The organism is Nocardioides sp. NPDC058538 (assembly GCF_042719275.1).
Lineage (GTDB): Bacteria > Actinomycetota > Actinomycetes > Propionibacteriales > Nocardioidaceae > Nocardioides.
The window spans coordinates 79262-95917 of the sequence record NZ_JBHXNY010000007.1 but is presented as its reverse complement, the minus strand read 5'-3'; the positions used below and the strand labels follow the sequence as shown (position 1 = coordinate 95917).

The window sequence follows — 16656 nt, the reverse complement described above, 5'->3', positions numbered from 1 at the left end:
GTCAGTCGCGGGTGGCGCCGGGAGGGGTGAGGGCGGCCTGGAGGGTGCCGTCGATCAGGGCGGCGGCGTCGGCCGCCTTGATCTCGCCCCGGTAGACGGCGCCGGAGGCGGCGTGGAGGACGCTCTGGAGCAGGGTCAGCTGCCACTCGAGCGGCTGGTCGTCGCGGAAGCTGCCGTCGCGGCGACCGCGTTCCATGAGCGGCTTCCAGCGGTCGATCAGGCCTACGTGAACCGCCTGGAACTGCTCGTGCGGCATGCTCTGCTCGGCGGCGACGATCAGCGCGCCGTACTGCTGCGTCAGTCGCCACGACGCCTCGAGGAGCCGGCTGAGGGCGGCGCGGGGGTCGCCGTCGAGGTCGACCGCGCCGAGCGCCTCGTCGGACTGCTGGATCGCGCGTTCGACGACTTGGGTCACCAGGGTCGCCCGGGACTCGAAGTGGCCGTAGAGCGTGACCCGGCCGACGCCCGCAGCCTTGGCGATGTCGGCGACGCTGACGTCGGGATCGCGGGCGAGGCAGGCCGTCGCCGCGTCCATGATCGACTCGATGTTCTTACGTGCGTCGGCGCGCTTGAGGGTCGTCACGGTCGGAACCTCCCACGAGATGCTGACCGTCAGGGTATCGGCTGCCGTGCGGCCGGCCACGCGCACATCACCTTGGCGCGGACCGTGGCGCCGAGGCGGCGGTAGAACCGGATCGCTGCGTCGTTGTCGGGCTGTACGCCCCAGGTGATGGTGAGGCCGCCGGCATGCTTCGCCAGCGAGGTCATCAGCCGTCTGCCGACGCCGGCGTCGCGATGGCCGGGGCGGACGTAGAGGTCGTCGAGGGCGATGATGTCGCTGGCCGACCACAGGTGCAGGCGGCGTACGGCCGAGACGTAGCCGACCGGCTCCCGGTCGATCTCGGCGAGCAGCACGATGATGTCCGGGCGCTCGAGGTAGCCGGCCAACTGCGTGGCGGTCACGGTGACCGAGCCGGACTGGGCCTGGTGGGCGGCGATCTCGCCGATGAGCGTGCGGACGGTCTTGGCGTCCTCGGGGGTGGCTCGGCGTACGACGACGTCCGGGTGGGTGTGGGCGGTCATGCTGGTTCCTGGTCGGTCGCTGCGTGGGAGTGATGGGCGTGGTGGGTGTGGCTGCTGGAGTATTCGGCAGGTCGCGCGAGCATCGCGGCGAGCATGAAGAGCAGCATGAGTACGTGCCCGAGCAGCATCAGGCCGCCCGCGTCGATGACCCCGAGCCAGAGGAGGGGAAAGAGGACCACGAAGCCGGCGTACATCGCCGCCGACATCTCGGTGATCGGCCTCGCCCGGTGGCCGCGGAAGCGCATCCAGGCAGCCATCGGGATCACCATCGTGGTGGCCATGACCAGCGAGTCGACGTCGGCGCGATGCACCCACGCGCTCTCCGGCGCTCCGCCGACGGCGAGCTGCCAGAGCGGGTAGAGCAGCATCATCCCGACGGCCATCGCGACGACCATCTGGAGGTAGTGGAGCCCGAACGAGAGCGCGCGGGGTCTGGGACGGCGGGTCTTCGTCATGACTGGGTCTCCTGGGGCTCGTGGTGGGTCTCGGTGGATGTGGGTCGACCGGGGATCAGCGCCCCGGCGAGGACGGCGGCGAGCGCTGCGATCACGGCCGCGACCAGGTAGGCCCTCTCGAAGCCGTCGGTGGTGCCGTCGACGAGGCTGGCAGCGGCGACGCCGGACATGACCGCGGCGCCGAGAGAGGCGCCGAGCTCGTGGAAGGTGCTCAAGATGCCGGAGGCCACCCCCGCGAGCTGCGGCTCGACCTGACTCAGGGCGGTCGCGGCCGCGACCACGAAGAGGACGCCGAGTCCGGCGGAGCCGATGCTGACCGCGATCACGGTGGACAGCGTGCTCATGCTGATCGCGGGTACGACGAGCCCCGCGGCGGCGACGAGCAGTCCGGCGATCCCGAGGGTGCGAGCGCCGAGACGGCCGATGAATCGGCCGGCCAGCTGTGCGCCGACCATCGTCGCGGCGGCGACGGGGAGGAACATCAGCCCGGTCGCGAGCGGACCGTGTCCGGCGGCGCTCTGCAGATAGAACGTCCCGAGGAAGAACACCGCCACCATCAGCCCGGTCGCGACGAACAGCACGAAGGTCCCGGACAGGACCGGTCGCCGCGTGACCAGCGCCGGGTCGATGAGCGGGTGGGGCGTACGTCGCAACCAGCCGGCCAGGACGGCGTACCCGACGATCCCGGCGACGATGAGCCCGACGGTGCGGCTCGAAGCCCAGCCCTCGTCCCCGGCCTCGATGAAGCCGAGGATCAGCAGCCCGGTGGAGGCGGTGACGATCAGTGCCCCGACGAGGTCGAGACGTACGTTTCCTCCCCAGGCCGGCAGCGGTGGGAGCTGCCGGGCCAGGACGATCGCCACGACGACGCCGACGGGCACGTTGATCAGGAAGACCCACTCCCAACCCGGTCCGGCGGTCAGGGCGCCGCCGAGGAGCACGCCGATCGCCGCTCCGCCGGCGCCCAGCGCCGACCAGATCCCGAGCGCGCGGTTGCGCTCCTCTCCGTCGAAGAGACGAACCACGATCGACAGGGCAGCGGGGGAGAGCATCGCCGCCCCGACGCCCTGCGCGACCCGCCCGACGATCGCCAGCTCCGCGCTGGTGGCGAGACCGGTGGCCAGCGAGGCCACGGTGAAGGTCGCGAGCCCCGCGAGCACCACCGGCTTCGGGCCGAACAGGTCGGCGGCCCGTCCGCCGAGCAGCATCAACCCGCCGAAGGCGAGCGTGTACGCACTCACCACCCAGGTCAGCGCATCGCGCCCCAGCCCGAGATCGGCGCCCATGTGCGGTAGCGCGATCGCCACCACGGTGACGTCGAGGATCAGCATGAACTGCGCCAACCCCAGCAGCCCGAGCAGCCGCCATCGGCGCGGGTCGGCGGTCTGGTCGACGGCTTCGCCGGCGTTGCTGTCTGAAGTCATGGCGCGCCTCCTGAGGCACAAGTCGAACATGAATGTTCGAGATACTAACTTGAACAGCTGTGTTCAACAACGGAGTTTCTCGGGACGTCACCCCTTGCACGGTCCCGACGTCGCGCCCAAGGTGGGTACAGCGAGCATCGAGAGAAGGGGCAGGACCATGTCTTCACACACCTACCGCGTCACCGAGATCGTCGGGACCTCAGACGAAGGACTCGAGCAGGCGATCCGCAACGGCGTCGGCCGAGCAAGCAAGACGCTGCGTCACCTGGACTGGTTCGAGGTCACGCAGATCCGCGGACACGTCGACGACGACGACATCCAGCACTTCCAGGTCGGGCTGAAGGTCGGCTTCCGGATGGAGGACGAGTGACGGCGCCGCGGCGCTGAACGGGTTACGCGGGGTCGCGCGGCAGTACGCCCGGCCCCTCACGCAGCTCGAACACGAGCTGCGTCTCGGTCTGCCGTACGACCCGGTGGACGGTCACGTGCTGCAGCACGAAGTCGCGCAGCGCCTCGGCGTCCTCGACGGCGACGTGGAGATGGAAGTCGTCCGCGCCGGCGACGTGGAAGGCCTGGATCACGCCGTGGGTCGTGGCCAGTTCGTCGTAGAGCCTCTCGACGTGCTCCTTGCTGTGGCTGCCGAGCCGCACCTTGATCACGGCCTGCAGCGGGTAGCCGAGGGAGCGGACGTCGACGTCGAGGCGGCGGCCGGTGATGACGCCGCTGTCGCGCAGGGCCCGCAGCCGGTAGGCGCACGTCGACTCGGCGAGGCCGAGGCGCGAGGCGAGGGCCTTGTTGGTGAGCTCGGGGTTGGTGGCGAGCTCGCTCAGGATGCGGCGATCGACGGAGTCGAGGGCGGCTGCGGATGGTTGCACTTTCGCCAACGGGGCTCACCTGGATCACTGGTCGAGTTGCTCGAAGACGTCAGTATCAGGGATCTGATGGGATCTTCGGCAATCGATATGGCTTGATCTTGTGGTTCTCGCGAGCATCGGGTCATGCCGATTGCGAACCCTCACCTCGACTCGATCGCTGTCCACGCCGGACGGGAGGACCTGGCGATGCTCGGCGTCCACGCCCTCCCGATCGACCTGTCCTCGACCAACCCGCTTCCCGACATCGAGCGCGGTGGCGCGTCGTACGAGGCCATGGCGACCGGCGGTCATCCGCTCCCGGACGGCGGGTCCGTCTACCAGCGGCTGTGGAACCCCACCGTCGCGCGGTTCGAGTCGGCGCTGGCACAGCTCGAGCAGGCCGAGACGTCGGTCGCGTACGCCTCGGGGATGGCGGCCATGACGGCAGCGATCATCGCGAGCACCTCCTTCAGCGGCAAGCGGCACGTCGTCGCGGTCCGCCCGCTGTACGGCGGCACCGACCACCTGCTCGCCTCCGGCCTGCTCGGTGTGGAGGTGACCTTCTGTGCGGAGCACGAGGTCGCCGCCTCCGTCCGCTCCGACACGGCGCTGGTCGTGCTGGAGACCCCGGCCAACCCGACCCTCGACCTCGTCGACATCGCGTCCGTCGTCGCTGCCGCCGGTGACGTACCGGTGCTCGTGGACAACACCTTCGCCACCCCGATCCTGCAGGACCCGCTCACCCTGGGCGCCGCGATGTCGCTGCACAGCGCCACCAAGTACATCGGCGGCCACGGTGACGTCGTCGGCGGCGTGATCGCCTGCGACGAGGAGACCGCCGCCCGCCTGCGCCAGGTCCGCGCGGTCACCGGCGGCCTCCTGCACCCGCTGGGCGCCTACCTCCTGCACCGCGGTCTCGCCACCCTGCCCACCCGCATACGAACCCAACAGGCCGGCGCGGTCGAGATCGCAGCATGGCTGCAAGCGCATCCGGCGGTCGAGCGGGTCCACTTCCCCGGGGAGGACGACGATCGGGGCCTGGTCGGCAAGCAGATGCGCGGCCCCGGCGCCATGGTCACGATCGCCCTGCGCGGCGGGTACGAAGCAGCCGCCCGCCTGACCTCATCGGTCCAGCTCTTCACCCACGCCGTCTCGCTCGGCGGCGTCGACTCGCTCATCCAGCACCCCGCCGGCCTCACCCACCGCCCCGTCGCCGCCCACGCCAAACCTTCCGCGAACCTCGTACGCCTCTCGATCGGCCTCGAGAGCGTCGAGGACCTGACCGCCGACCTCGACGCCGCCCTCTCGGGCATCTCGGCCCCGCTCGCTTGCACCGTCGAGACTGCGAACCGCGGTCTGGCGCCCGAGTTCGCCTGAGGGGCCAGCGCCTGGTGTCTCGCGGGCGAACGAACGTTCGTTCGCCCTAGGAAGGCTGTCGACCGACAACCTGCCCTAGCTGCGCTATGAGACCGTCGAGGCGGGATTCGTGCTCAACACGCGCTGCGCCACCGCGGTGGTCGCCTCGACGCCGAGGAAGCCGACGACCCGGGTGACCCGGTCGATGTCGAGGGGGAGGAGGCCGGGGGTGCCGGGGATGTCGGGGGTGAGGCGGAGGTCGAGGTCCTCGTGGCAGGTCATCATCCGCAGGTTGAAGTCGTAGCGCTCGCGGGCGCCGGGGGCTGAGAGCGCGCGGACCACGCGCGCGCTGATGCGGCGTACGCCGGTGTCGGCGGCCCACGCGTCGAGGACCTCGGTCACCTTCTGTCCGTGGTTGTCGCAGATGTCGGCCCAGACGCCGTCCATGGGGCCGACCTGGTCCAGGAGTGCGGCGGCGGTCTTCTCGCCGATGCCGCTCACGCCGGGCAGGTTGTCGCTGGCGTCGCCACGTAGCGCCGCGAACTCCAGGTAGCGCGAGGCCGGCACGCCGTACATCGAGTACAGCCGGGCGGGGTTGAGCAGCGGAGAGCCGTTGATCCCGCCGTTGATCAGCCGCAGGACCCGGGTGTGCTCGCTGATCAGCGCGAACGCGTCGCGGTCGGAGGTGATCACGACGCAGTCCCACCTGTTGCGGCCGGCCCACGCGGCACCGGAGGCGTTGACGTCGTCGGCCTCGAGGCCCGGGGGAGTGAGGGTCGCGAGTCCGAGCGCATCGAGCATGGCCCCGGCGCGCTCGAGCTGCTCGACCAGCAGCGGGTCCTTCTCGGCGCGCCCGGCCTTGTAGTCGGGATAGGCGTCGCGACGTACGGACGCGGTGCGGTCGTCGAGGCCGAAGAGCACCGCATCGGGGGCGAAGGCGTCGATCGAATCGAGGATCTGCCGCAGCATGCCGTGCAGCGCCCAGGCGGGCCGGCCGGCCCGGTCGATCATCCGGGTGTGTGCCCGGGCGTGGTGGTTGCGGTGGAGCAGCGACGGGGCGTCGACGACGAGCAGGAGGCGGCGGGCGCTGGGCGAGCTGGTCATCGACATCGTGCTCATCGTAGGGGGTGCCCTCTGCCGAGGAAATTGGTGACCGGAGTCACACAAACCCATTGCCCCCGCCGCCCTTCTTCCTCTAGCCTTCCAGTGGGTAGAAGAAAGCTTCCACGATACGAAATCGGGAGAGCGGATGAACCTGCCATGACACCGCTGCAGAGACTGACCGTGACGGCACGAGCGCTCCTCCCCGAGGACGGAGTGATCACCGACCCCGCCCGGCTTCGGACCTATGAGTGTGACGGGCTGGCGCACTATCGGGTGACGCCCGCGCTCGTCGTGATCCCCGAGACCGCCGAGCAGCTGGCCGAGATCGTGCGGTGCTGCGCCGAGCAGCAGATCCCGTACGTCGCCCGCGGCTCCGGCACGGGACTCTCGGGCGGCAGCCTGCCCCACGCCGAGGGCGTCCTGGTGGTCACCTCGCGGCTGCGGACGATCAAGGAGGTCCGGCGCGAGGACCAGCGCGCCGTGGTCGAGCCCGGCGTGATCAACCTCGACGTCACCCGCGCGGCGACCCCGGAGGGCTACTACTACGCGCCGGACCCCTCGAGCCAGCAGATCTGCTCGATCGGCGGCAACGTCGCGGAGAACTCCGGAGGCGCCCACTGCCTCAAGTACGGCTTCACCACCAACCACGTGCTCGGCGTCGAGTTCGTCACCGCCGCCGGCGACCGCGTACGTCTCGGTGGGGATGCTCCCGACAGCCCCGGCTACGACCTGCTCGGTGCCGTGGTCGGCTCGGAGGGAACGCTCGGGATCGTCACCGAGGTGACGGTACGGCTGGTGCGGCTCCCGGAGAAGGTGGTCACCCTGCTGGTGGGCTTCGACTCCACCGATCGCGCCGGCGCGGCGGTGTCCGCGATCATCGCGGCCGGCATCGTACCGGCGGCGATCGAGATGATGGACGCGCTCGCGATCGAGGCCGCCGAGGCCGCGGTAAGCTGCAACTATCCCGACGGCGCGGGCGCGGTGCTGGTCATCGAGCTGGACGGCCCTGCCGCCGAGGTGGACGCGGAGTACGCCGACGTGGTCCGCTTCTGCGAGGAGAGCGGTGCCTTCGAGATCCGCACGGCGAAGACCCCCGGGGAGCGGTTCCTGATCTGGAAGGGCCGCAAGTCGGCCTTCGCCGCCGTCGGCCGGATCAGCCCCGACTACATCGTCCAGGACGGCGTCATCCCGCGCACCGCGCTGCCCGAGGTGCTGCGGGCGATCACCGAGCTCTCCGAGCGCTCCGGCGTACGTGTCGCCAACGTCTTCCACGCCGGCGACGGCAACCTGCATCCGCTGGTGCTCTTCGACGACGCCGTTCCCGGGGCCGGCGATGCCGCCGAGGAGGTCAGCCGCGGGATCCTCGACCTCTGTCTGCAGCACGGCGGCTCGATCACCGGCGAGCACGGGGTCGGTGCCGACAAGGCGGGCCACATGCCGAAGATGTACGCCGCCGACGACCTCGACACGATGCAGCTGGTCCGGTGCGCCTTCGACCCGGACCGGATCTCCAACCCCGGCAAGATCTTCCCGACGCCACGGCTGTGCGGGGAGCGCCCGGGCCGGCGTCAGGGCGCGCACCCGTTGCAGCAGGCCGGCGTCGCGGAGGTCTTCTGATGAGCGATTCCCTCGCTGGTCGAGGGCCACTTCGTTCAGGCCCTCGCGAAGCTCGCGTGTCGAGACCAACACAGTCCATCGCGGGCGTACCTCCAGGCCGGACGGAGCATCCGAAGAGCACCGCCGAGGTCGCCGAGATCATGCGCGCCGCGGCGATCGCGGGGGAGTCCGTGATCCCGACCGGGGCCGGCACCAAGCTGAGCTGGGGCAGCCCGCCCACCTCGGCCGACATCCTGCTCGACCTCTCCGCGCTCGACCAGGTGAGCGAGCACGCCTCCGGTGACCTGATCGCCACCGTCGGGGCGGGGATGCCGCTGACCCGGCTGAACGAGCACGTCGCCACCGCTGGGCAGCGCCTCGCGCTCGACGAGGCCGTCCCCGGGGCGAGCGTCGGCGGTGCGCTGGCGACCGACACCAGCGGCCCGCTGCGGATGCTCGCCGGCACCATGCGCGACCTGCTCATCGGCGTGACGATGGTCCGCGCCGACGGGGTGGTCGCCAAGGCCGGCGGCAAGGTCGTCAAGAACGTCGCCGGCTACGACGTCGGCAAGCTCCTGGTCGGCTCGTATGGCACGCTCGCGGTGGTCACCGAGGCGACCTTCCGGCTCCACCCGGTCCCACCGAGCCGACGGTGGGTCAGCGTCGCCGCGCGCGACGCCGCGCATGCCGCCGAGCTCACCCAGGCGGTCCTGCACTCCCAGACGGTGCCCTCCGCTCTCGAGGTGGACGCCACCGGCGGTGGAATGCGGGTCGACGTGCTGGTCGAGGGACGCCCGGAGGGCGTGGCGGGACGTACGGCCGTCCTGAGCGCGCTGCTGCCCGGCGCCGAGACCAGCGAGCAGCCACCCGATAGCTGGGGTCGCTACCCATGGGACGACACCACCGCAACCCACCTCGGGATCAAGGTGACCTTCAGGCTCTCCGGCCTCGCCGACGTCGTCCGGGCGGCCGGCGAGCTCGGGCTGCGCGGCTCGGCGGGCGTCGGTGTCGCGTACGTCGCCGTCCCGGCCGAGCGCGACCTCACCGAGATCCAGGCGATCCTCGCGAGGCTGCGCGAGGCCACCGGACGCAACGGCGGCAGCGCCGTCGTCCTTGACGCCCCGCCGGCGCTGAAGCGGGAGCTGGACCTGTGGGGACCGGTCCCGGCCGTGGAGCTGATGCGCCGGGTCAAGCACGAGTTCGACCCGGACCGCCGGCTCAGCCCGGGCCGCTTCGTAGGAGGGATCTAGCCCCATGACCGACATCGACATCCGAAACATGGGTGCCTTCGACGAGGAGCACCCGCCCGACCAGCAGCTGCTCGACGACTGCGTGCACTGCGGTTTCTGCCTGCCGACCTGCCCCACCTACCTGCTGTGGGGCGAGGAGATGGACTCCCCACGCGGACGGCTCTACCTGATGAAGGAGGGCCTCGAGGGCGACCCGATGTCGGACTCGATGGTGCAGCACTGGGACAACTGCCTGGGCTGCATGTCGTGCGTGACCGCCTGCCCCTCCGGCGTCCGCTACGACACCCTCATCGAGCAGACCCGCGCCCAGGTGGAGCGCAACCATGTGCGTACGCCCACGGAGAAGGCGCTGCGCAGCCTGATCTTCGCGATCTTCCCGCACCCGAAGCGGCTCCGCGCGATGCGCGGCCCGCTGCGGCTGCTGCAGCGCACCGGCCTGGACCGTCGTCTGCGCCGGACCGGTCTGCTCGAGCGGATGGCGCCGCACCTGGCCGCGATGGAGCGGCTCACCCCGACCATCACGGAGGCTGAGCCGCTGCCCGCCCGCGTGCCGGCGACGGGGGAGCGGCGGGCCGTGGTCGGCATGCTCACCGGCTGCGTACAGGGCGCGTTCTTCCCCGGCGTCAACGCCGCGACCGCGCGGGTGCTCGCCGCCGAGGGCTGCGATGTGGTCATCCCGCCCGACCAGGGCTGCTGCGGCGCGCTCTCGGTGCACAACGGCCGGGAGCGGGAGGCCCAGGCGTACGCCCGCCGCATCATCGACGCGTTCGAGGACGCCGGCGTCGAGCACATCGTCATCAACGCCGCCGGCTGCGGCTCGACGCTCAAGGACTACGCCCGGCTGCTCGCCGACTATCCCGACTACGCCGCCAAGGCCACGGAGTTCGAGGGCAGGGTCCGCGACATCGCCGAGATCCTCGACGAGCTCGGCCCGGTCGCCCAACGCCACCCGCTCGACCTCACCATCGCCTACCACGATGCCTGCCACCTCGCCCACGCCCAGGGCGTACGCACCCAGCCGCGGGCGCTGCTGAGGGGCATCCCCGGCATCGAGCTGCGCGAGATCGCCGAGGGTGAGATCTGCTGCGGCTCGGCCGGCATCTACAACATCCTCAACCCCGAGCCCGCCCGCGAGCTGGGCGAGCGCAAGGCGCGCAACATCGTCGCCACCGGCGCCGAGGTGCTCGTCACCGCCAACCCGGGCTGTCTGCTCCAGGTCGCCTCGGCGATCGCCGCGCAGGGGCACCAGCTCGGGATGGCCCATCTCGTCGAGGTGCTCGACGCCTCGATCAGCGGCTCCTCACCTGACGGTCTGCGCAGCCGCACGATCTGAATCTGCGACAACTCCACAACCCCTACGTCTCGGGGCTCAATCCATCTCCCACACACGACCCTCGGAGTCGCCATGTTTGAGCCAGTAGCCGACCAGGTCGGCGGATCACTCGTCCTCAGCGCCCTGTGCGGCGCCCTGCCACTGATCACGATGTTCGTCCTCCTCGGCGGGCTCAAGATGAAGGCCTGGCAGGCCGGCCTCATCTCGCTGGTCGTCGCCCTGGTCGTCGCCGTAGCCCTCTTCGAGATGCCGGCCGACGACGCGATCCTGTCCGCCGCCCAGGGCGCGTTGTTCTCGGGCTTCTTCCCGATCATGTGGATCGTCATCAACGCGGTCTTCGTCTACAACCTGACCGTGCACACCGGCCACTTCGACGTGCTCCGCCGGGCGTTCAGCAAGGTCAGCGACGACCAGCGGATCCAGGCGCTGATCATCGCCTTCTCCTTCGGCGCGCTCCTGGAGGCGCTGGCCGGCTTCGGTACGCCCGTCGCGATCACCGTGGTGATGCTGATGGCGATGGGGTTCAAACCGGTCAAGGCCGCGGCGGTCGCACTGATCGCCAACACCGCCCCGGTGGCGTACGGCGCGATGGCCTCGCCCATCAACGCGCTCTCGGACCAGACCGGCTTCAGCGTCGAGACGCTGGGGGCGATGGTGGGCCGCCAGACCCCGGTGCTGGCGGTCGTCGTGCCGCTCATCCTGGTCTTCGTGGTCGACGGCACGCGTGGTCTGAGGCAGACCTGGCTCCCCGCGTTGCTCTGCGGCGTCGGCTTCGGCCTCGCCCAGTTCGTGGCCTCGAACTACATCTCGGTGCCGCTGGCCGACATCATCGCCGCACTCTTCTCCGTCCTGGTCGTCGTCGGCCTGCTGCGGGTCTGGCAGCCGCGGGAGAAGGTCTATGCCGAGACCCTGGTCGGGGCCGCTGCTGCAACTCCCACCGGTTCTGGGTCCGGTTCTGGTTCCGGTTCTGGTTCCGGCTCTGTGGCCGGCGTTCCGGCGGGCGACGGTGAGGTGCGAGACAGCAGCAGAGAGGTCTTCAAGGCCTTCTTGCCGTACGCGATCATCGTCGTGATCTTCGTGATCGTCAGCATCCCCTCGGTCAAGGAGGCGCTGGCCCACCGGCCGTTCACGCTCTCCGGGACCGACTACACCCCGACGGTGATCTTCCCGGGGCTCGAGGACGTCGCCGGTGCGCAGGTTGGCTTCAAGTTCGACTGGTTCCCGGCCGCGGGCACGATGCTCCTGGTCTCGGGCATCCTCGCCGCGATCTGCCTCCGGATCCGGCCCGGCGCGGTCGTGAGGACGTACGCCGCGACCTATCGTCAGCTGGCCACGGCCATCGTCACCGTGATGGCCGTGCTCGGCCTGGCGTACGTCATGAACTTCTCCGGTCAGACCGGCTCGATCGGTGCGTGGCTGGCCGGCACAGGCAGTGCGTTCGCGATCCTCTCCCCGATCCTCGGCTGGCTCGGGGTGGCGGTGACCGGCTCGGACACCTCCTCCAACGCCCTCTTCGGGCTGCTGCAGGTGACGACCGCGAAGGAGGCCGGGCTGGATCAGGTGCTGATGGCCGCCTCGAACTCCTCGGGCGGCGTGCTCGGCAAGATGGTCAGTCCTCAGAACCTCGCCATCGCCGCCGCAGCGGTCGGGATGGCAGGCAAGGAGGGCGAGATCTTCCGCAAGGTCTTCGGCTGGAGCATCGCCATGCTGGCCTTCATGTGCCTGCTGGTCGCCCTACAGTCGACTCCGGTTCTCGGCTGGATGGTCGTGTGAGTTCCTGCCCAGCCGCCAGCCGCCGACAGGCAGCTCGAGCGCCGACTCCGGGCCCCAGGATCCCTGCGGGTAGCTCTCCACCTCGGGTCGGTGCTCGAGGACCGGCTGGCAGATCTCCCACAGCCGCTCTACCTCGCGCGCGCTGGTGAACAGGGTCCGGTCGCCGTTCATGACGTCGAGGAGCAGCCGCTCGTAGGCCTCCAGCGGCCCGGCGTCGGGTGCGTCACCGGCGAGGTCGAGACGGAAGACGGCATCGGTCAGCGCCATGCCGGGTCCGGGCCGCTTGGCCCGGACCTCGATCTCGATCCGGGCCTCGTCGCTGAGCTCGATGACCAGCTCGTTGGGCTCCGTCGAACGGGGATCGGCCGGCTGCAGCCAGCGGTGCCGTGGGTCGATGAACCGGATCGTGATCGTCCGCCGCCCGGCCGCGAGCGCCTTGCCGGTGCGCAGGTAGAACGGCACCCCGCGCCAGCGGTCGTTGTCGATCCACGCCTCGATGGCGACGTACGTCTCCACGTCGGAGTCGGGGGCGACGTCGGGCTCCTCGCGGTAGCCCTCGTACTGCCCGAAGACCACGCGCTCGGGGTCCAGCGGCCGCACGGCCGCGAAGGCGGCGGCCTTCGCCGCGCGGATCGCGCCCTCCCGGAAGGCGTGCGGGTCCTCCATCGCGACGAACCCGAGCAGCTGGCACAGGTGGGTGGTGACCATGTCGCGCAGGCAGCCGGTGCCCTCGTAGAAGCTGCCGCGCCCCTTGACGGTGAGCTTCTCGGGTACGTCGATCTGCACCGACTCGATGCTGTGCCGGTTCCAGGCCGGCTCGAAGAGACCGTTGGCGAAGCGCAGCGCCAGCAGGTTCTGCACCGCCTCCTTCCCGATGAAGTGGTCGATCCGGAAGATCTGCGGCTCGTCGAACGCCTCGCTGAGCACCGCATCGAGCTCGCGCGCCGAGGCCAGGTCGGTCCCGAACGGCTTCTCCGCGACCAGCCGGCTGCGCACGTTCAACCCCTCCCGAGCCAGCATCCCGACCATGGGCTCCACCGCCTGCGGCGGCACGGAGAGATAGAGCAGCCGCTGTACGTCGCCCACCGTCTGGCCGCTCGCCAGCGCGAGCCGGTCCTCGGCCTCGTGCACCGCCTCGGCCAGCTCGGTCCCGTCCTCTGCAGACGAGGCCACGAACCGGATCTGCTCCAGCAGCGGCCCGGCGACGGACTCGTCGACGTCCCCGACGAACTCCTTCAGCGACTGGCGAACCTGGTCGCGGAACTCGTCGTCGGTCCCCGGCGACCGCCGCCCGCTGCCGATGACCGCGAGCTGATCGGGAAGCCGTTTGGCGAGTGCGAGCCGGTACAGCCCAGGGAACAGCTTGCGCGCGGCCAAGTCACCGGTCGCGCCGAAGAGGACGAGTACGTGCGGGGCTGGTTTGGAGGACACGTACTCAGTCTCCCACTCGGGGTCACGGCGACAGGTCACCGCGCCGAGCGCTTGCGCGGTGTGGACCGCAGATCCATGGTGGGTATGTCCACCCACAGGAGAGGCACTTCCCGGTCGGGCTCAAGGTCGGGTTCCGCATGGAGGACGACTGAGGCACTTCAGCAGCGTTGCCGAACCAATCACGCGTCGAGGGGGCGGTTCTTGGGGCTGCGTATCAAGTCGTCGAGGTGCTCCGCGAGGGGAACAGGTCCGGCTGCCAGGAGGCCGAACGGGACTGAGAACTCCTCGGCTCTGCCACTGAGCACGATCTCTACCCTCGGCTTCTCGCGAATCTCAACTCGGTCGAAGTCGGCCCATTCGGCGGTCCGGGTGTGGCGATAACCCACGTACGTGACTGCAGAACCTGTGAGGACCAGCCTGTTCATTCGAAAACGCCCGAGGAGAAGCATCGCGACAACAGGGATCAGAATCAGTTCTACGATCAGCGACATCGCGAACATCCCTGACGATCCCGGTGCCATATCGTCGCGGAAGACACCGATCGCGAAGGCGATCGGGAAACCCGCCGCACAGATCAGCATGGCGACCAGCAGCACGGCGACCGTGCGTAGGCCGCGGATTACGATGCCCTCCTCTGTGGTCACAGCCTCGAAGGCCGTGGACCGTCGCCTCACCGTGGCGATGACCAGCAGCGCGTAACCCTGGAGGAGGGCCAGACAGGCGAGAACTGCTGAGACCCGGCCGGCATAGGAACCGGAGGTGCCGACAAGGAACCCGAATCCGGCCAGCCCGAGCACGAGCAGCGCAAGGAGATGCGTCCGTATCAGCGGCCATGTGATGGCGGGCAGCGGCGAGAACTTCCCCTGAGCCTGGGAGGGGTCGCCCGGGTCAGTCCCAGAACGTGATCGCATCACCGACAGCCTCCAGCCCGTCGTCAATTTTCGCCCGCGTCTCATCTGAGACCCAGTTCTCGTAAGCGTATTCGGCGGCAAGGCCCACGCCGACACCGACGATCGCTGCGCCTGCGGCGACGGCGATGACAGGCGCGCCGACACTAAGGGCGGCGGCGGTTCCGACCACAAGGGCCGCGCCAGCTGCGCCGCCAGCGATGCCAGCGGCCTCGCCGACAATCACCTTCGACGGCGACTCCCCGTTGGCGATCTCGCCGCCAGCGAATCCGATGGAGGCGACGGTGCCGATCACCGGAAGTCGGCGGGCAACGCGCTCGGCACCTTCGCCCAGCGCATCCAGGCCTCGGGCAGCGGCTCGGTTGCCCCGTACGTCGGTGGCTTCGCCTGCGGCTCGTCGACCGGGGTGCCCTGATCGACGGTTCCTGACTGCTTCCGCCGCTTCCCGCCGGAGACGGGCCGCCGCGCCACGCGTTTGGTTCGCGTACTGGGTCAGCCGGCGCTCGCTGGTGTCGAAGTACATCCCTGTCAGCGCAGGCGGCAGCTTCTTGATGGCGGCGATCACAACATCCAGGGGTGAGGGGCCGTCGACCGTGCTCCAGAACTTCTTGAGGTTCGAGTCGACCCAGTCCTGAAGGTCTTTGTTGTCTTCCTCGACCTCTTTGGCGATCTCGTTGTAGAGCTCGATCTTCTTGTTCTGCGCCTCGAACTTGGCGTTCTTCTGGTCCCAGGCTGCGGATTCCTCGGGTGTCGAACCAGCGGGAAGGTCGCCGGGCGATTCTGCGGGGGCCGGTTCGGTGATGGTCTCGCCTGCCAGAGTCAGGCCTCCGCCCGTTGCTCGCGTACGCCGCTCAGTCATGCGGTTCTGCACGGCCTCGAGCTTGTAGGCGTAGGCGTCGAACTTCTGGCCAGCTTCGCTCAGATGCCCTTCCTGATGATCGGCTGCCTTGACGAGTTCGCCACTCAGACCGCTGTAGGCCTCGCCGGACTCGCCCTCCCAGCCGTCGCGCGCCTTGGAACGAGCCTGGTGGCTGTCCTCGCCAGCATCTGCGACTGCGGACTTGAGGGTTTGCCCAGGAAGTCAGCGGCGGAGCGGACTTGGGCGGGCTTGCCGGGTACGTGCGTGTCGATGCCCGCCATCGTTATCCGTTCCTCGGGTGCTCGCCGCCGGCGTCGAGGCTGGACTTGAGACGCCGGAGCGGACCAGCGGCCTCTTCGTCGGTCTGGTCCAGGTCCTTGACCACACTGCTGACCATGTTCCCGACGGACTCGTTCGCGATCGACAGCTGATCGGCTTGCTCGGTCAGCTGCGCCAGGATGTCACTGATCAAAGCCGACGCGATCCCCGCGTCGACCGATCCAGGCAAGCTCGATGCGGTCTTCTCGATGCCCGAAGCGGCGTCCTTGTGGAGGGTCGCGATCTGTTCGCCGTCACCAGGGTCGATTCGTAGCTTGCTCACTGCGCATCCCGCCGTAGCTCATCGGGCAGAGGCTGGTCGATGACGATGACGTCGTACGGGCTGACCTTGTTGAGCTCGTCGAGCTGGTCGGTCTTGTAGAGAACCCAAGGCTGCTCAGATCCGCAGCAGTCGGCCAGGCGATCCAGCGCGGTGTACGCGAGCAGTGCGACTCGGCCGTCGAGCAGGCGTCGCATCTCGATCTCGGCGGGCTCGCCATCGGCTGCGCCGCCGGGTGACGCAGGAAGGTACATGACGGGCGGGATCGCCTGACGTGTCTGGCCTTCGGCTTGCATGGAACTGTCCTTCCGAGATCGTGGAGTGCTCTCCTACTCCTACCGCGCTGGCCGCAGTCTAAACAGCCGCGAACAAGTCTTTACTTTACTGGTCCGGCGCTTCTCGCCCCGGGTCGTAGGACGGCGCACGGGCACCGCGAGGCCGGTTCCGCGCATGAGGACGAGTCCAGGGAACGCCGGTGAGCTTCCGCCGTTGCGAGTCAAGACCGTCGCGTTCCAGCGCGACACACACCAGAGATGCGATTGCCGAACTGGTCCGAACTGGGGTGGACGTACGCCGCGATCTCCGCCCAGCGGATCTGAGGAAGCGATGGATCGAGGGCCACCGCTGGGTGC

General features: G+C 69.6%; 17 protein-coding genes. 6 read left to right on the top strand and 11 right to left on the bottom strand.

The genetic code is table 11. The annotated features are described in order from the left end of the window. Window position 1: 1 nt before the first annotated feature. Genes ACFWQC_RS08835 through ACFWQC_RS08820 form a run of 4 tightly spaced genes read right to left on the bottom strand, consistent with a single transcriptional unit; the run spans window position 2 to window position 2962 of the window. The gene (locus ACFWQC_RS08835) at window positions 2-583 is read right to left on the bottom strand and encodes a TetR/AcrR family transcriptional regulator (RefSeq protein ID WP_378675984.1); all 582 of its coding nucleotides are present in this window, start codon (window positions 581-583) and stop codon (window positions 2-4) included. Window positions 584-612: 29 nt separating this feature from the next. Next, a complete protein-coding gene (locus ACFWQC_RS08830) occupies window positions 613-1083 on the bottom strand; it encodes a GNAT family N-acetyltransferase (RefSeq protein WP_378675982.1) in 471 nt (156 codons plus the stop codon). Continuing rightward, window positions 1080-1538: a hypothetical protein gene (locus ACFWQC_RS08825; protein ID WP_378675980.1), complete on the bottom strand. Its 459-nt coding sequence runs from the start codon at window positions 1536-1538 to the stop codon at window positions 1080-1082. The genes ACFWQC_RS08830 and ACFWQC_RS08825 overlap by 4 nt, the downstream gene beginning before the upstream one ends. Next, window positions 1535-2962 (bottom strand): MFS transporter, encoded by a 1428-nt coding sequence (locus ACFWQC_RS08820; protein ID WP_378675977.1) that lies wholly within the window; start codon window positions 2960-2962, stop codon window positions 1535-1537. Before ACFWQC_RS08820 ends, ACFWQC_RS08825 begins: the two co-directional genes overlap by 4 nt. 157 nt (window positions 2963-3119) lie before the next feature. Between ACFWQC_RS08820 and ACFWQC_RS08815 the strand changes: the two genes are divergently transcribed. Next, window positions 3120-3332, top strand: coding sequence for a dodecin (locus ACFWQC_RS08815; protein WP_350657846.1), 213 nt, complete (start codon window positions 3120-3122; stop codon window positions 3330-3332). Between the two features lie 22 nt (window positions 3333-3354). Here the strand turns inward: ACFWQC_RS08815 and ACFWQC_RS08810 are convergent, their stop codons facing one another. Beyond that, on the bottom strand, window positions 3355-3837 hold the full coding sequence (locus ACFWQC_RS08810; RefSeq protein ID WP_378675973.1) for an Lrp/AsnC family transcriptional regulator: 483 nt from the start codon (window positions 3835-3837) through the stop codon (window positions 3355-3357). Between the two features lie 123 nt (window positions 3838-3960). On the opposite strand from ACFWQC_RS08810, the gene ACFWQC_RS08805 reads away from it, so the two are divergent. Beyond that, the gene (locus ACFWQC_RS08805) at window positions 3961-5193 is read left to right on the top strand and encodes a trans-sulfuration enzyme family protein (protein WP_378675971.1); all 1233 of its coding nucleotides are present in this window, start codon (window positions 3961-3963) and stop codon (window positions 5191-5193) included. 84 nt (window positions 5194-5277) lie between these two features. Here the strand turns inward: ACFWQC_RS08805 and ACFWQC_RS08800 are convergent, their stop codons facing one another. Next, window positions 5278-6282, bottom strand: coding sequence for a 5'-3' exonuclease H3TH domain-containing protein (locus ACFWQC_RS08800; RefSeq protein ID WP_378675969.1), 1005 nt, complete (start codon window positions 6280-6282; stop codon window positions 5278-5280). A 150-nt stretch (window positions 6283-6432) separates the two neighbouring features. Between ACFWQC_RS08800 and ACFWQC_RS08795 the strand changes: the two genes are divergently transcribed. The 4 genes from ACFWQC_RS08795 (at window position 6433) to ACFWQC_RS08780 (ending at window position 12228) form a co-directional block, all read left to right on the top strand. Continuing rightward, complete coding sequence (locus ACFWQC_RS08795) at window positions 6433-7893, top strand: FAD-linked oxidase C-terminal domain-containing protein (RefSeq protein WP_378675966.1); 1461 nt, start codon at window positions 6433-6435, stop codon at window positions 7891-7893. Between the two features lie 56 nt (window positions 7894-7949). After that, on the top strand, window positions 7950-9122 hold the full coding sequence (locus ACFWQC_RS08790) for an FAD-binding oxidoreductase (protein ID WP_378675964.1): 1173 nt from the start codon (window positions 7950-7952) through the stop codon (window positions 9120-9122). Window positions 9123-9126: 4 nt separating this feature from the next. Beyond that, window positions 9127-10455, top strand: coding sequence for a (Fe-S)-binding protein (locus ACFWQC_RS08785; protein WP_378675961.1), 1329 nt, complete (start codon window positions 9127-9129; stop codon window positions 10453-10455). Window positions 10456-10527: 72 nt separating this feature from the next. Further along, window positions 10528-12228, top strand: a complete 1701-nt coding sequence (locus ACFWQC_RS08780; RefSeq protein ID WP_378675958.1) for an L-lactate permease — start codon at window positions 10528-10530, stop codon at window positions 12226-12228. On the opposite strand, the gene zwf is transcribed toward ACFWQC_RS08780, so the two are convergent. The 5 genes from zwf to ACFWQC_RS08755 form a co-directional block, all read right to left on the bottom strand. Further along, on the bottom strand, window positions 12190-13659 hold the full coding sequence (gene zwf / locus ACFWQC_RS08775) for a glucose-6-phosphate dehydrogenase (protein ID WP_378675955.1): 1470 nt from the start codon (window positions 13657-13659) through the stop codon (window positions 12190-12192). The genes ACFWQC_RS08780 and zwf overlap by 39 nt on opposite strands. A gap of 179 nt (window positions 13660-13838) precedes the next feature. Next, a complete protein-coding gene (locus ACFWQC_RS08770) occupies window positions 13839-14570 on the bottom strand; it encodes a hypothetical protein (RefSeq protein ID WP_378675952.1) in 732 nt (243 codons plus the stop codon). After that, on the bottom strand, window positions 14548-15438 hold the full coding sequence (locus tag ACFWQC_RS08765; protein WP_378675950.1) for a hypothetical protein: 891 nt from the start codon (window positions 15436-15438) through the stop codon (window positions 14548-14550). Before ACFWQC_RS08765 ends, ACFWQC_RS08770 begins: the two co-directional genes overlap by 23 nt. Before the next feature lie 271 nt (window positions 15439-15709). Then, a complete protein-coding gene (locus ACFWQC_RS08760; RefSeq protein ID WP_378675947.1) occupies window positions 15710-16027 on the bottom strand; it encodes a hypothetical protein in 318 nt (105 codons plus the stop codon). Further along, window positions 16024-16320 carry an SAV_915 family protein gene (locus tag ACFWQC_RS08755; protein WP_378675944.1) on the bottom strand — a complete coding sequence of 99 codons (297 nt, stop codon included), beginning with the start codon at window positions 16318-16320 and terminating at the stop codon, window positions 16024-16026. Before ACFWQC_RS08755 ends, ACFWQC_RS08760 begins: the two co-directional genes overlap by 4 nt. Between the last annotated feature and the right edge of the window lie 336 nt (window positions 16321-16656).

Excerpts from the sequence above, each read along its gene's own strand:
- ACFWQC_RS08830 (WP_378675982.1), bottom strand. The coding sequence starts at position 1,083 with ATGACCGCCCACACCCACCCGGACGTCGTCGTACGCCGAGCCACCCCC.
- ACFWQC_RS08825 (WP_378675980.1), bottom strand. The coding sequence starts at position 1,538 with ATGACGAAGACCCGCCGTCCCAGACCCCGCGCGCTCTCGTTCGGGCTC.
- ACFWQC_RS08820 (WP_378675977.1), bottom strand. The coding sequence starts at position 2,962 with ATGACTTCAGACAGCAACGCCGGCGAAGCCGTCGACCAGACCGCCGAC.
- ACFWQC_RS08815 (WP_350657846.1), top strand. The coding sequence starts at position 3,120 with ATGTCTTCACACACCTACCGCGTCACCGAGATCGTCGGGACCTCAGAC.
- ACFWQC_RS08805 (WP_378675971.1), top strand. The coding sequence starts at position 3,961 with ATGCCGATTGCGAACCCTCACCTCGACTCGATCGCTGTCCACGCCGGA.
- ACFWQC_RS08800 (WP_378675969.1), bottom strand. The coding sequence starts at position 6,282 with ATGTCGATGACCAGCTCGCCCAGCGCCCGCCGCCTCCTGCTCGTCGTC.
- ACFWQC_RS08795 (WP_378675966.1), top strand. The coding sequence starts at position 6,433 with ATGACACCGCTGCAGAGACTGACCGTGACGGCACGAGCGCTCCTCCCC.
- ACFWQC_RS08785 (WP_378675961.1), top strand. The coding sequence starts at position 9,127 with ATGACCGACATCGACATCCGAAACATGGGTGCCTTCGACGAGGAGCAC.
- ACFWQC_RS08780 (WP_378675958.1), top strand. The coding sequence starts at position 10,528 with ATGTTTGAGCCAGTAGCCGACCAGGTCGGCGGATCACTCGTCCTCAGC.
- ACFWQC_RS08770 (WP_378675952.1), bottom strand. The coding sequence starts at position 14,570 with ATGCGATCACGTTCTGGGACTGACCCGGGCGACCCCTCCCAGGCTCAG.
- ACFWQC_RS08755 (WP_378675944.1), bottom strand. The coding sequence starts at position 16,320 with ATGCAAGCCGAAGGCCAGACACGTCAGGCGATCCCGCCCGTCATGTAC.